At 39.9% G+C, this 12,554-nt stretch carries 14 protein-coding genes and 1 tRNA gene; 8 read left to right on the top strand and 7 right to left on the bottom strand.

What is annotated here, in order from left to right; translation table 11 throughout:
• Nucleotides 1–102 precede the first annotated feature (102 nt).
• From ABJD71_RS15675 to ABJD71_RS15700, 6 genes are read left to right on the top strand one after another with little or no spacing between them, the layout of a single operon-like run.
• Nucleotides 103–2,538, top strand: a complete 2,436-nt coding sequence (locus ABJD71_RS15675) for a DNA translocase FtsK 4TM domain-containing protein (RefSeq protein ID WP_348171491.1) — start codon at nt 103–105, stop codon at nt 2,536–2,538.
• Between the two features lie 32 nt (nt 2,539–2,570).
• Nucleotides 2,571–3,206 (top strand): outer membrane lipoprotein chaperone LolA, encoded by a 636-nt coding sequence (lolA, locus tag ABJD71_RS15680; protein ID WP_348171494.1) that lies wholly within the window; start codon nt 2,571–2,573, stop codon nt 3,204–3,206.
• Nucleotides 3,203–4,552 (top strand): replication-associated recombination protein A, encoded by a 1,350-nt coding sequence (locus ABJD71_RS15685; protein ID WP_348171497.1) that lies wholly within the window; start codon nt 3,203–3,205, stop codon nt 4,550–4,552. Before lolA ends, ABJD71_RS15685 begins: the two co-directional genes overlap by 4 nt.
• A 1-nt stretch (nt 4,553) precedes the next feature.
• Nucleotides 4,554–4,934 (top strand): fluoride efflux transporter CrcB, encoded by a 381-nt coding sequence (gene crcB, locus ABJD71_RS15690; protein WP_348113346.1) that lies wholly within the window; start codon nt 4,554–4,556, stop codon nt 4,932–4,934.
• Nucleotides 4,935–4,944: 10 nt separating this feature from the next.
• Entirely contained in the window at nt 4,945–6,234 is a 1,290-nt protein-coding gene (gene serS, locus ABJD71_RS15695) for a serine--tRNA ligase (RefSeq protein ID WP_348171500.1), read from the top strand.
• Nucleotides 6,235–6,261: 27 nt separating this feature from the next.
• Nucleotides 6,262–6,789, top strand: coding sequence for a hypothetical protein (locus tag ABJD71_RS15700; RefSeq protein WP_348171507.1), 528 nt, complete (start codon nt 6,262–6,264; stop codon nt 6,787–6,789).
• 37 nt (nt 6,790–6,826) lie between these two features.
• On the opposite strand, the gene ABJD71_RS15705 is transcribed toward ABJD71_RS15700, so the two are convergent.
• The 5 genes from ABJD71_RS15705 to ABJD71_RS15725 form a co-directional block, all read right to left on the bottom strand.
• Entirely contained in the window at nt 6,827–7,165 is a 339-nt protein-coding gene (locus tag ABJD71_RS15705) for a TusE/DsrC/DsvC family sulfur relay protein (RefSeq protein ID WP_348171510.1), read from the bottom strand.
• A gap of 5 nt (nt 7,166–7,170) precedes the next feature.
• Nucleotides 7,171–7,455 carry a sulfurtransferase complex subunit TusB gene (gene tusB, locus ABJD71_RS15710; protein WP_348171512.1) on the bottom strand — a complete coding sequence of 95 codons (285 nt, stop codon included), beginning with the start codon at nt 7,453–7,455 and terminating at the stop codon, nt 7,171–7,173.
• Nucleotides 7,455–7,823 carry a sulfurtransferase complex subunit TusC gene (gene tusC, locus ABJD71_RS15715; protein WP_348171514.1) on the bottom strand — a complete coding sequence of 123 codons (369 nt, stop codon included), beginning with the start codon at nt 7,821–7,823 and terminating at the stop codon, nt 7,455–7,457. The genes tusB and tusC overlap by 1 nt, the downstream gene beginning before the upstream one ends.
• Nucleotides 7,820–8,209, bottom strand: coding sequence for a sulfurtransferase complex subunit TusD (tusD, locus tag ABJD71_RS15720; RefSeq protein ID WP_348171517.1), 390 nt, complete (start codon nt 8,207–8,209; stop codon nt 7,820–7,822). Before tusD ends, tusC begins: the two co-directional genes overlap by 4 nt.
• 71 nt (nt 8,210–8,280) lie before the next feature.
• Nucleotides 8,281–8,949 carry a Bax inhibitor-1/YccA family protein gene (locus ABJD71_RS15725; RefSeq protein WP_348171519.1) on the bottom strand — a complete coding sequence of 223 codons (669 nt, stop codon included), beginning with the start codon at nt 8,947–8,949 and terminating at the stop codon, nt 8,281–8,283.
• Nucleotides 8,950–9,218: 269 nt separating this feature from the next.
• On the opposite strand from ABJD71_RS15725, the gene ABJD71_RS15730 reads away from it, so the two are divergent.
• Nucleotides 9,219–9,310 (top strand) — tRNA-Ser (locus ABJD71_RS15730).
• A gap of 528 nt (nt 9,311–9,838) precedes the next feature.
• Nucleotides 9,839–10,798, top strand: coding sequence for a carbohydrate kinase (locus tag ABJD71_RS15735; RefSeq protein WP_348171521.1), 960 nt, complete (start codon nt 9,839–9,841; stop codon nt 10,796–10,798).
• Between the two features lie 59 nt (nt 10,799–10,857).
• On the opposite strand, the gene ABJD71_RS15740 is transcribed toward ABJD71_RS15735, so the two are convergent.
• Together ABJD71_RS15740 and ABJD71_RS15745 are read right to left on the bottom strand one after the other, a co-directional pair.
• Nucleotides 10,858–11,817 carry a sugar-binding transcriptional regulator gene (locus tag ABJD71_RS15740; protein WP_348171524.1) on the bottom strand — a complete coding sequence of 320 codons (960 nt, stop codon included), beginning with the start codon at nt 11,815–11,817 and terminating at the stop codon, nt 10,858–10,860.
• A gap of 12 nt (nt 11,818–11,829) precedes the next feature.
• Complete coding sequence (locus ABJD71_RS15745; RefSeq protein ID WP_348171528.1) at nt 11,830–12,531, bottom strand: HAD family hydrolase; 702 nt, start codon at nt 12,529–12,531, stop codon at nt 11,830–11,832.
• Nucleotides 12,532–12,554 lie beyond the last annotated feature (23 nt).

Here is a 12,554-nt window from a genome sequence, read left to right on the forward strand (position 1 = left end):
TAATTACTAAGCGAAGAAACTTACTAAACTAGGATTTTCACATCGACACTGGTATCTTATACAGCCTTAATTTCATCATAAAAAAGTAACGAAATAAAACCTATGGCAAGACTGACTGGCATTCAAAGAGTTATGGAAGTAGGGATGATTGTAAGCAGCGTTTTTGCATTCTTTCTATTATTGGCCATGGCTTCGTTTCATCCAGCGGATCCCAGCTGGAGTCAGGCGGGTTTGCAAAGTGAAGTTAACAATTGGGTTGGCCCCATAGGCGCTTGGTTTGCGGATATCTTATTTTTTACTTTAGGCTCTTTTGCTTATTGCTTGCCCTTTTGTTGTGCTTTTTTGGGGTGGTTTTTGTTCCAGCAGACGAAAACCCTGCTTGAGATAGACTATCTCACCATAGGATTAAGGTTAGTAGGGGCAATCTTATTGACATTAGGTGTGACTGGTTTACTGAGTATGAATGTAGCTGATATTCATTCTTATACGTCTGGTGGAATGGTGGGGGATATTCTTAGTTCTTCATTGATCCCATATTTTAGTTTGGTAGGTACCACTTTATTACTACTATGCTTGTTTTGTACTGGTTTTACTTTGTTGAGTGGAATTTCATGGCTGTCAATAGTAGATAAGGTGGGAGAGCTCACACTCTTTATTACCCGTTGTATTTATCGAACTCCAGCAAAACTAAGACAATCGTCAATACCCTTATTAACCTTTAAGCGCCCAGAGAAAAAACACCCAGCTTTAGAAAATACAGAAAACGAATTTTGGGGAGAACAGCCAAGGCAGGAAAACCCATTTGCTACTGCACCTGAAGAGCCAAGCATAGAGCCTGAAGTCCCGCATAGTATTTTGGAAGAACCAGAAGAAGCGTCTAAATCCCCCGTGTCATTTAATGAGATAAAGAAAAAAATTACTAAGTCTCGTACTGAACCCAAAGTGCACAAAGAACCTAAATTCGAACCTGCAGCTGGTTCTGGCGGTATAGTCACTGCGACAGCTGTTCACGTTCCTGAACCTTGTGAAGATGGCCAAACGCAAGGCCCAATGCCTTCTTTTGACCTACTAGAACGTGCCGATAAAGTGAAGAACCCAATTACGCCTGAAGAGCTTGAAATGGTTTCTCGTTTACTCGAAAGCAAGTTGGCTGATTTCAATATAGAAGCGCAAGTAGTGGGCGTTTACCCAGGCCCTGTCATTACTCGGTTTGAAATGGAATTAGCACCAGGAGTAAAGGTTAGTAAAATTACGACCTTATCTAAAGATTTAGCTCGCTCTATGTCGGCGATATCTGTACGTGTTGTCGAGGTTATCCCTGGTAAATCTGTAATTGGTCTTGAACTGCCAAATAAAAAACGAGACATGGTGCGACTAAGTGAAGTAATAACTGATGATGTGTTTCAATCGTCTGAATCAGCCTTAACTATGGTGTTAGGAGCAGACATTTCAGGTAAGCCTGTATTTGTAGACCTTGCGAAAATGCCTCACTTATTAGTGGCTGGTACCACAGGCTCTGGTAAATCAGTGGGCGTAAATGTGATGATTTTAAGTTTACTATATAAATCGACGCCAGAAGATGTGCGCTTAATTATGATCGATCCTAAAATGCTTGAGTTATCAGTCTACGAGGGTATTCCACATTTGTTAGCTGAAGTAGTAACCGACATGAAAGAAGCCGCAAATGCACTGCGTTGGTGTGTGGGTGAGATGGAACGTCGATACAAGTTGATGTCTGCGTTAGGAGTGAGAAACCTAAAAGGCTGTAATGCCAAAATATTAAAGGCGATTGAAGAGGGGGAGCCCATACGTGATCCGTTGTGGAAATCAGAAGAAAGTATGGATACCGAAGCGCCATTTTTAGAAAAGTTGCCAGCAATTGTAGTGGTAGTTGACGAATTTGCCGACATGATGATGATCGTTGGTAAAAAAGTGGAAGAGTTAATTGCCCGTATTGCCCAAAAGGCGAGAGCGGCTGGAATACATCTAATATTAGCCACACAAAGGCCATCGGTAGATGTTATTACAGGTTTGATTAAAGCCAATATTCCAACACGTATTGCATTTCAGGTGTCGTCTAAAATCGATTCTAGAACAATCTTAGATCAACAGGGAGCAGAGGCATTGTTAGGATCTGGTGACATGTTGTACTTACCTCCAGGAACTGGCGTTCCTACACGGGTACATGGTGCTTTTGTTGATGATCATGAAGTTCATGCCGTAGTGGCTGATTGGAAAAAGCGCGGAGCCCCACAATATATTGATGAAATACTTAATGGCGACGCCAGTGCTGAAATACTCCTCCCTGGAGAACAACCTGAAGGTGAAGATCAAGAATTTGATGCTTTTTATGATGAAGCGGTGGCGTTTATTACTGAGACTCGTCGAGCATCAGTATCTAGTGTACAGCGTAAATTTAGAATTGGTTACAATCGCGCAGCGCGTTTAGTTGAACAAATGGAACAGAGTGGCGTCGTATCTGCACCCGGTCATAATGGAAATAGGGAAGTATTAGCTGCCCCTGCTCCAAGAGATTAAGACTCACTTTTAGATATTCGAGAAATATAATTATGAAGAAAACAACGACTATTATTTGGTTGCTTATTAGCTGTGTATGCTTGCTTAATCAAGCATTTGCACAAGGAGATGCTAACGATGTGAAGCAACAGTTAAAAGACAAATTGTATAATTTACGGACTTATGAAGCTAACTTTACACAAACAGTGACTGATTCAGAAGGAACCGTACTTCAGCTAACCCAAGGTAAAATAGCCATGAGCCAGCCGAATAAACTTTATTGGGAATTACTGGAGCCAAACGAAAGTGTATTGTTAGCAGACGGTGACACGTTGTGGACTATCGACTCTTTCATGGAGCAAGTCGTGGCCTATGAACAAAATTCAGCAATTGAAAATAATCCCCTTATCTTGTTGACAGATCCCCATAGCCAAAGGTGGCAGGATTACAATGTAGCAGTAGCCGCGGGGCAATTTATTATTGAACCAATCTCTGATAATGGCAGCATTGAAGTATTGCGTTTGTTTTTTGAAGGTGATGAGTTATTAGGCTTGGAAACCCGTGATACACAGCAGCAGACTAGTCGTTTGGCTTTCTCAGACATAAGCCAAAATGGGGACATTTTACAATCTATTTTTTCTTTTAGCATGCCTATTGGGTATGAGTTGGATGACCAACGTAATCCATGACCAACGAGTTCGATTTTTCAGACAGTCTAACAAGTGCTGAGGATTTTACTCCTCTAGCAGCCCGTATGCGCCCAGGTTCAATAGAAGAATACTTTGGACAACAACATATCATTGGACCAGATAAGCCTTTACGTGCAGCATTACTTAGAGGTCAGTGTCATTCTATGATTTTATGGGGGCCGCCAGGCACAGGTAAAACTACACTGGCCGAGCTAGTTGCTTCCCATTGTAATGCCCATATTGAACGTTTGTCGGCAGTCAGTAGTGGTGTTAAAGACATCCGCTTGGCCATTGAAAATGCAAAGTTATATGCCTCACAACATCAGCAAAGAACTATATTATTTGTAGATGAAGTGCATCGTTTTAATAAAAGCCAACAAGATGCTTTTTTACCCTTTATCGAAGATGGTACCGTCACCTTTGTTGGTGCTACCACCGAAAACCCCTCCTTTGAATTAAACAATGCTTTGCTTTCTCGGGCTAGAGTGTATGTCTTAAAAAGCTTGAACGCGCACGATTTAGATGAAGTGTTAACTCGTGCGTTACAGGATGATAAAAAAGGCTTAGGTAAACGTACCATTCAAATTGAAGAAAATGCTAAATCACTACTCATAGACCTTTCTGGTGGAGATGCCCGGCGTTTATTAAATTATCTAGAGCTGACCGCAGATTTTTTACCTGCAGAAAGCCATGTGCTAACACCTGAGATGGTAAAACTTGCTGTGGGAGAGCGCGTTGCCCAATATGATAAAAATGGCGACCAATTCTACGATTTGATTTCAGCTTTTCATAAATCTGTACGTGGCTCAGCACCAGATGCTGCCTTATATTGGTATGCACGAATGTTAACTGCAGGGTGCGACCCGTTGTATGTAGCGAGGCGTTTACTCGCCATAGCTACAGAAGATATTGGCAACGCTGACCCAAGAGCCATGCAAATTTGTTTAAATGCATGGGATATATTCCATAGGGTAGGGCCCGCTGAGGGAGAGCGTGCTATAGCGCAAGCCACTATTTATTGTGCCAGTGCTGCAAAAAGTAATGCAGTATATGTCGCTTTTAAAGCCGCAATTCGAGACGCTAAAAATGATCCTGACTTCCCAGTGCCAGAGCACCTAAGAAACGCACCAACCGCGTTAATGAAAGATCTAGGTTATGGTCAAGAGTACCGGTATGCTCACGATGAGCCCAATGCCTATGCTGCGGGAGAAAACTATTTCCCAGAGGCTAAACAACATATGCAATATTATGAACCCACTAATCGTGGTTTAGAAAAAAAACTTCAAGAGAAATTGAATTTTTTAAAAAACTTAGATGCATCAAGCACCCAACATAGGTACAAATAACATGCAAAGCACCACCATTTACATATTTATCGCCCTAGGTGGCGCAACGGGAGCATGTTTACGTTATTTTCTGACTCAACTGATGTTTCAATGGTTTGGTAAAGGCTTTCCTTTTGGTACACTTCTGGTCAATGTTGTCGGTTCTTTTTTATTAGGTTTTTTGTATTCATTGTTCGAGCATGGACATCTAGAAACCACATTATTACGAACAACAATAGGAATTGGTTTTTTGGGGGCGCTTACCACATTCTCCACTTTTTCCGTAGACACAATAGTTCTCTTTCAACAAGGCTTATGGTTGAAAGCTGCACTTAACATAACATTAAATATTCTGTGCTGTTTATTCGCAGCATGGGTAGGCTCTCAAATAGTTAAAGGTTAGATAAAACAAGATGTTAGATCCAAAATATTTACGTGGCGACATTCAAGAAGCAGCTGAAAAATTACAAAGAAGAGGATATACATTAGATGTTGATGCCTTTTCTGCTTTAGAAGAAAAACGTAAATCACTACAAATAAAAACTCAAGAATTACAAAATGAACGTAATGTACGTTCTAAGTCAATTGGTAAAGCTAAAGCGTCCGGCGAAGATATTCAGCCATTGTTAGCCGAAGTCGGCAAATTGGGTGCTGAGTTAGACTCTGCAAAAGTTGAATTAGCCGAGTTACTAGAAGAAATTCAAACCTTAGCCGCTGGTATTCCAAATATGCCAGATGATTCGGTACCAGAAGGTAAAGACGAAGACGATAATGTAGAAATCAGTAAATGGGGTACACCTCGAGAATTTGATTTTGACGTTAAAGACCATGTTGATATAGGGGCAGGGTTAAATAAAGGTGTCGATTTTGATGCTGGCGCCAAACTAGCGGGATCTCGCTTTGTAGTAATGCGTGGTCAAGTGGCTCGCCTTAATCGTGCTATAGCGCAATTTATGTTAGACCTTCACACCCAACAACATGGCTATGAAGAAACTAATGTTCCCCTTTTAGTCAATGCAGAAAGCATGACTGGGACAGGCCAGTTTCCTAAATTTATGGGCGATGCGTTTCACACCAAGCCGGCTACAGAAGAAGGGCAGGGCTTATCTCTGATACCTACCTCTGAAGTGCCTCTAGCAAATATCGCTCGTGATGAAATATACACCGCAAAAGATTTACCTATAAAAATGACTGCATTCACGCCTTGTTTTCGTAGTGAGGCTGGTTCTTACGGTCGAGACACCCGTGGTTTAATTCGCTTACATCAATTTGAGAAAGTTGAGTTAGTGCAATTGGTAGAGCCTTCGACTTCTTTTGATGCCTTAGAAGAGCTAACAAGCCAAGCAGAGAAAGTATTGCAATTACTAGAGCTACCGTACCGTAAAGTACTCTTATGTACCGGAGATATGGGATTTGGTGCATGTAAAACTTACGATTTAGAAGTATGGTTACCCGCTCAAGACACCTATCGAGAAATCTCTTCCTGTTCAAATATGTTAGATTTTCAAGCGCGAAGAATGCAAGCAAGATTCCGCGGAGCGCAAGGCAATAAACCTGAGCTATTACATACATTAAATGGTTCAGGTTTAGCGGTAGGCCGCACTTTAGTGGCAATACTAGAGAACTACCAAGAGGCAGATGGCTCGGTTACTGTTCCCAAGGTGTTACAACCTTACTTAGGTGGCTTAGATAAAATTGGCTAAAAGGACGTTTTAATAGGAGCAGCATAAATGCAGGATACAAAGTGGTACCGTAAACCAGAAATGGTAGTGGCTTTTTCGGCCTTGTTTATGAGTTTGGTAACCACAGTTGTAGGTATTTATTCAGCTTACATTGATCGTGCATATGCTAGGGCGTCTGTCTGGCCGAATTTGGTCATGTATAGAAGTGCAGTTCCAACGCTAAGTTTCCATATATCTAACAGAGGTACTGGGCCTGCATTGATCAAGTACGCCAAAATCAATGACGGAGAAAACTATATTAAATATTGGAAGGATATCCCTGACTTTCCAACCACTACGGTTCAGTCACACATAGGTGGTATGACACTGCCAAGTAATGAAAGTATTCCTGCAATTGCATTACATGAAAAAAGTAGTCAAGAACATAACCAAATGTTCCGCAAGTCTATGAGCTCTTTAACAATTGAACTTTGTTATTGTTCAATCTATGAAGAATGTTGGTTTATAGATAGAAACAATAACACTCGTTCAGTTCCTAGTTGTGAAATCAGTGAGGAACAGCGGTTTTTACAATAAATGTTTTTGACTCTGAAGTTTTGCCTAAACGACCTATCTACAAACACTTAGCCGGTTTAGGCAAACCGGCTATTTTGGTTGCTTGCTTAGCTGGCCCTTTAGGAAACAATTTAAAAAGGTATCGGCTATTGCCTTTCTCTTCACCAAATTCATTTTTCATAGCTTTTACTAAGGCGCGCATAGCTGGGCTGGTATTAAACTTTAAATAAAAACTCCTAACGAAATTCACTACTTCCCAGTGATTTTCTGTCAACTCAATACTTTCTGTTGCCGCGAGTATTGGCCCTAACTCAGCTTGCCAATCGTCTACATTTAGTAAGTACCCTGCTTTATCTGTAGCAATGGTTTTACCAGCATATTCAAAGTGATATTCCATAATAGTTACCAACTGACTACCTTGTTAAATTTAAGAGTAAGCTCAACAAAGCCTTCATAATCAATAATTTCAACGTTACCGTTTGCTTCAATCCCACGAGCGTCAGCATCCTCTTCAAGTAAAAATACCTTGCCACTAAGTGCGTTTAGTTTTTCTCTGATGTCTTGATGTATTAATGCGTACACGGCATCTTGAGTGAGTAAAACCCCGTCACTCTCACCTAAACGTTGCAAACAATGTTGCAAGGATAAGTCTTTAAATGGGCTAGATGTTAGCTTGTGTAAAATCATTAAAAACTCATTACATGCTGTTGGCAAGCCAGTAGAGTAGGTAACTCATGTAGTTCAATTAGAGTTATGTCTATACAAAGCTCTGACACTTTAATTCCTCTGCTTTTAAGGCTTTGTTTACAGACATAAATATTATCAATATCGTAAAACTCTAAGGCTGGAAATGTCTTATGGTACGTCTTAGCATCTATGTTTTCTGGGGCTTGTTTTGATAAAAGCTGTAACACGCCATCTTCAATAAAAAACAGACTTACGTCTTGACCAAAGTTGCTCATGGCCATCGCCATGTCTAGGCTTTCTTGCCCATGTGAAGTGCCATATGGTGCAGATTGATTAATGATGGCAATAGTACTAATAGAGTCACTCAAAACTGTATCAACCTATCACTATTTTTCATTAAAACGGCCAACTCACCCAAGCCTACTGATTCAAAAGGGGGGGTGAGGCTGAAATGTGGGGTGTCAGAATCCAGGGCTTCTTGAGCTGTGGTTACCCCTCGTCTATTAGCTGCACTCACGCAAACCATTAAAGGAACGTTGTAGTCATTGGCTAAGCCTTGCCAAGCAGCATATAAATCAAACTCGTTAGAAGGTGTTAGCTGTAAACTTGAGCCATTTAACGTACCACTTTGATAGAAAAAGATGCCGTTAACCGAATGTTTGGCTTGAACAGACGCAAGGGCAAAACGATATGCACTGTAGGCATTTTGCTCTGTAAAGGGGGCTGAAGTAACTAATAAGGTAAAAGATGACATAAGGGTGCAATGTACCATATAAAAAAACGCCCCAGCAAGCTGAGGCGTTTTAAAAGTAATTCTATTAAGTATTAGTCATCGCTACTGAAAGCACCAAGAAGGTGTAGAATCGACGTAAATAAGTTATATATATTCAAGTACATAGACACCGTAGCGCGAATATAGTTAGTTTCACCACCGTTAATGATTCGGCTTGTGTCATACAAAATGAAACCAGACATGATGAATACTATAGCTGCACTCACTGCCAAACTTAACGCTGGAATGCCTAAGAATATGTTAGCGATTGAGGCTACTACCGCTACGATTAAGCCAACAATTAAAAAACCACCCATGAATGAGAAGTCTTTCTTAGTTGTTAGTACATATCCAGATAGGCCAAAAAATACTAGAGCTGTCGCGCCAAAGGCTTGCATGATTAACTCACTGCCGCCTTGGAAGCCTGCATAGTAATTTAATGTATAACCTAAAGAGCCACCTAGTAAACCGGTAAAAGCAAAAACAAACCAAATTCCAGCAGAACTTTGAGATGCTTTGTTTAAGAAAAATATCATAACCAGAGCAGCTAAGTTCATTCCCATGGCAATACCTGGAGAAATGTTCATAGCCGCTGTTATGCCAGCACAAACTGCGCTGAAAGTTAGCGTCATAGCCAATAACATATAAGTGTTACGAAGTACTTTGTTTGTTTGCAATACAGAAGCTTGACCTGTATTACTAAAGGAAGATCTGTGTTCCATTGTTTTCTCCAGGAGGTAAATTTAAAAAATTTTGTTCAGAATGTATTTGTATGGTGTTTAGGTGACTTTTTCAAGTGTTATTGGTGATAATTCTTATTACTAATTTGTAAATTGATGTAAATACATCCAATCCGTTCAAACAATCATCAAACAAAACATTTTATTAAATTAACCCTTTACAACACCTTAAAACGTCACTAATATTCGCATCCTCAATTCGGGGACGTCGCAATAACAAGTTATAACGACAGACCGGAATTAAGTAAATAGGATAGCTGGCAGAGCTCGGTTTAATGCACCTGACTTGAAATCAGACGTACGGTCAAACGTACCGGGGGTTCGAATCCCTCGCTATCCGCCATATTTGAGAAACCCGCACTTGTTGCGGGTTTTTTATTGCTTAAAACTTATTGATGTGTAAATTCGAGGGTGACAAGTCTCCGCGGTTCAACAAAAAATGTGGAGTCTTTATTCGCAACATCCTTGTACTTCAATCACTCCGTGAGCGAGATAAACTTATACTAATCTGTTCCACTGTCTTTTGGCGCCGAAGTAGCAGTCATATGAATGTGATTGAATGAAGGTCCTAGCGGTAACCTCTTTAAATAGATTTCATTCACGGATTAGTATCTAGATATTTTGCTTACTAAAAAAGTTCATATCAGCCTGCTTTTTATAGCCAATTAATGAAGAATTCTTTATTAATATTCTATAAGTTATTTATGAACTGACTTTGTATTGAAATATTGATTTTTAAGCATAAATAATCAAATTAACGCTATTTCAGAGCATTGATTTTTACTATAATAAACATCTATTTTAAAGGGCTTATCAAACATTAAAACAAGTTGATGCTTGTTGGTCTTCAACATATTTGTGGATGAATTAAATGAACGTTATTTGTGTAGGCGAAATGTTAATTGATTTTGTTTGTACTGATACCAATATGGGATTAGTCAACGGCGTTAATTATGTTAAAAAATCAGGTGGGGCTCCGGCAAATGTTGCCGCCTGTATTGGCAGATTAGGTGGCAATACTTCATTAGTCGCATCTGTTGGCAACGACCCTTACGGTGAGTTTTTAATTCAAGAAGTTAAAAAGTATCAAGTAAACACCGACTATATAAACGTTTTACCAATGTCTACTACATTTGCTTTTGTATCGTTGGCTGATAATGGTGAGCGAGAGTTTGCTTTCAATCGAGGCGCAGATGAGCAACTTGAGCTGACTGCAAATGAGGTGGGTGAATTAACAGATAATTCCATTTTACATTTAGGCTCTGCTACCGCCTTGTTGGGCGGAGGGTTAAGTGATAGCTACTTAGCGTTAGCGAAAGAAGCGAAAAATAAAGGCAATATAATTTGTTTTGATCCTAACTACAGAATTGATTTGTGGCGCGGTAGAGATCAAGAGTTTAAAGATGCCTGTAACGTTTATTTCAAAATGGCCGACATGGTTAAAGTCAGTGACGAAGAGCTAACTTTGCTTTCAGGTGAAAATGATATGAAGACAGGTTGCCAATTTTTTCACGACTTAGGTGTTAAATTAGTACTAGTTACCTTAGGCCCTGATGGCTGTTTGGTTTCTCTTAATGGTAAACAAACGATTGTTCCTGCTTATGAAATAAATGCAGTTGATACCACAGGCGCAGGTGATTCATTCATTGGCGCTCTGTTATATAAAATGTCTGAAGCTGCTCCAAGTGAAAATTTCTATGAAAATGATTTAGAAGAGTTTGTTGCTTTCGCAGGAAAAGTAAGTGGTTTGGTATGTTCCAGCATAGGAGCTATGTCAGCATTGCCAACGTTAGCTGAAGTTGAGTCTATGAGTTTTACCATAAAGCAGTAGATATAATAAAAGGGACGTTAGCGTCCCTTTTTGAGATATATCAAGTTTAACAAAGCTCACTAATCAATACTTAATAAGCGCTCTGCTGTGTATTCATTTGTAATTAAACCATTGATCATTTTTGACCTTAGCGCCCCTAAAATAGCAAACACTTTTTCTTCACCAGCTGCAATTGCAAATACAGGTTTATCAACACCAACTTTTAACGGAGTACTGGCTACTCTTTGATTCACTGCACAGTCGAGTAGTTTACCATTTCGATCAAATGCCCAGCTAATCATTTCACCTACAGCGCCCTTTGAATCCAACTCATCTAACTCTTCGCTAGTTATAAAGCCATCTAAATGTAGGGGGGAGTGTGCTCCCAAGTCACCTACACCAACAAAGGTAACGTCGGCATTTTCAGCCAACTTTAAATTATTTGCCACATAATATTGCGCGTGTAATTGTTCTTTTTCTGCTTGGCTGCGGGGTAATACAGGTAAGGCCATAGGGTAATGTTTAGCATTTACATGCTCAGCCATTCGAACCACAACATCATAAGGAGAGGCAGAACCATCTGAGGCCATATTACCTAGCAATGCAACAATTTTATGTTGTTCGCAATCTAATGAAGACAGTTCATCTACGCAGGCCCTTAATACTCGACCTGTGCCCATGGCTAATACTTTTGGCTCGACCGATTTTAAATGTCTTTCTATTTCACTGGCGCCAGCTTGAGCTAAACCTAAGGTTGAAGATGGGTCTTCGGCATCGCTAGGAACAACTTCGCAAGACTGTAAACCAAAACGACTTTTTATTTTGACAGCTAAGTCCATGCATTTGGCGACCGGATGGTCAAGCCTAACTTTTATGAGACCTTCACTTACAGACAGTGCGACCATTCGCTGTGCTGATTGACGAGAAATATTGAGTTTTTTTGCAATTTCGTCTTGGGTTTTTCCCGCCACGTAGTAAAGCCAGCCAGCTCTTGCTGCATCATCTAGCTTTCTGGTTTCAGTATTAGACAGCTTAGCCACTATTACTCCTAATTAATCTTTTGACATGAGCAAAGGTGCTAAGTCAAACAATTGTATCCATTCATGTATTGTAACTACATCATCCGTGACGTTGCTATTTATTAAATTTTTGTTTTTTAAATGACTTGCCCCAGTGTACTTAACAACTTGCATCTCTGCGGATTTAGCTGCTTTGATACCTGCACAAGAATCTTCGATTACTAAACAATGCTTTGGCATGACCCCCATTTTTTGGGCCGCATGTAAAAATATATCTGGTGCTGGCTTACCTTTTTTGACTTCAGAGCATGTAAAAACGCAGTTTGTAAAAAAAGTGTCTAACTCTGTTACTTTTAAGGCATGCTTAACTCGCTCAGGACTACTACTTGTTGCTACGCAGCAGGGCAAAGAAAGTTTTGACAGTAAGGTTTTTAACCCTGGAGTAGGAGTTAACTCAGCACTAAATGTTTCCATTAACGCTTGGTGATAATCCTTTCTAAAGTTTTGGGGTAAAGTTACTGTAAAATCTTCTAGTATCTTAGCGCTAACATGATTAAAGCTATATCCTAAAAAGTGTCTATCGAAATACTCACCCGTTACCTGTGCGCCAAGCTTTGTAAGCATTTTAAGTAATACTTTTTTACTAAGAATTTCGCTATCTACTAACACACCATCGCAATCAAATATGACCAACTTTATATCTTCATTGATTTGATAGGTATTCAAATTAGTCATGTAACAACCACCGTTTGAGTTAA

Origin of the sequence: Paraglaciecola sp. (genome assembly GCF_039943935.1) — a bacterium.
Classification (GTDB): Bacteria; Pseudomonadota; Gammaproteobacteria; order Enterobacterales; family Alteromonadaceae; genus Paraglaciecola.

What these genes read in the sequence shown, in the direction of transcription:
- ABJD71_RS15735 (WP_348171521.1), top strand. Translation starts at nt 9,839, where the DNA reads ATGAACGTTATTTGTGTAGGCGAAATGTTAATTGATTTTGTTTGTACT.
- ABJD71_RS15685 (WP_348171497.1), top strand. Translation starts at nt 3,203, where the DNA reads ATGACCAACGAGTTCGATTTTTCAGACAGTCTAACAAGTGCTGAGGAT.
- crcB (WP_348113346.1), top strand. Translation starts at nt 4,554, where the DNA reads ATGCAAAGCACCACCATTTACATATTTATCGCCCTAGGTGGCGCAACG.
- tusB (WP_348171512.1), bottom strand. Translation starts at nt 7,455, where the DNA reads ATGATTTTACACAAGCTAACATCTAGCCCATTTAAAGACTTATCCTTG.
- serS (WP_348171500.1), top strand. Translation starts at nt 4,945, where the DNA reads ATGTTAGATCCAAAATATTTACGTGGCGACATTCAAGAAGCAGCTGAA.
- ABJD71_RS15700 (WP_348171507.1), top strand. Translation starts at nt 6,262, where the DNA reads ATGCAGGATACAAAGTGGTACCGTAAACCAGAAATGGTAGTGGCTTTT.
- lolA (WP_348171494.1), top strand. Translation starts at nt 2,571, where the DNA reads ATGAAGAAAACAACGACTATTATTTGGTTGCTTATTAGCTGTGTATGC.
- ABJD71_RS15675 (WP_348171491.1), top strand. Translation starts at nt 103, where the DNA reads ATGGCAAGACTGACTGGCATTCAAAGAGTTATGGAAGTAGGGATGATT.
- ABJD71_RS15705 (WP_348171510.1), bottom strand. Translation starts at nt 7,165, where the DNA reads ATGGAATATCACTTTGAATATGCTGGTAAAACCATTGCTACAGATAAA.
- ABJD71_RS15725 (WP_348171519.1), bottom strand. Translation starts at nt 8,949, where the DNA reads ATGGAACACAGATCTTCCTTTAGTAATACAGGTCAAGCTTCTGTATTG.
- tusD (WP_348171517.1), bottom strand. Translation starts at nt 8,209, where the DNA reads ATGTCATCTTTTACCTTATTAGTTACTTCAGCCCCCTTTACAGAGCAA.
- ABJD71_RS15745 (WP_348171528.1), bottom strand. Translation starts at nt 12,531, where the DNA reads ATGACTAATTTGAATACCTATCAAATCAATGAAGATATAAAGTTGGTC.